We start from the raw sequence: 559 nt of genomic DNA on the forward strand, positions 1-559 counted from the left end.
TGGGTGGGTGGTAGGGTGTGTGGGCGGTGTGTGTGCTGCGGTGGGGGGGCGCGGGGCGGTGGCGCAGGAGCAGGCCGCTGAGGGCGGCCGGTGGCGGGAGCGGCGGGCGGTGGGGGGGGGGGTGCGAGCGTCGGTGAGGGGGGCGGGGTGCGCGGTGGAGCGGCCAGCGCCACGTAGGCCAGAGAACGCCCCGGGACCTCTGGGGGGATGTAGCTCCAGGTCCAATCGGCCGCCACACGCGCACACAGCGCTCGTGAGTGCCACTTTTCGCCGCATGACCCGGTAGAATGGATGCGTTTCAGGATGCTGCGCCGCCATGTGGTGCCCGGGCCGCTGACCAGACATGCACAGAGCACGACCGGGTGCCCCCATGTGTGTTACGTGGCACACCGCGCCTCCCTCGGGCGCGGAGCGGCTGACATCCCCGGCAGGAGGTTCTCCTTGTGCGTACGACGCTAGTTCGATCTCTGTCCGTGAAGGGCTTGAGGCGGTTCGCAAGCGCCCGGGCATGTACATCTGCTCGACCGGTGAGCGCGGCCTGCACCACCTCGTCTACGAG

1 protein-coding gene is annotated in these 559 nt (G+C 70.5%); it reads left to right on the forward strand.

Going from position 1 to position 559, the window contains the following annotated elements:
- Positions 1-370: 370 nt before the first annotated feature.
- Positions 371-559: hypothetical protein (locus tag HUX53_RS40540; protein WP_176401131.1), on the forward strand; the 189-nt coding region annotated here is incomplete at its 3' end.

Origin of the sequence: Actinomadura sp. BRA 177 (genome assembly GCF_013372625.1) — a bacterium.
Taxonomy (GTDB): Bacteria; Actinomycetota; Actinomycetes; order Streptosporangiales; family Streptosporangiaceae; genus Spirillospora.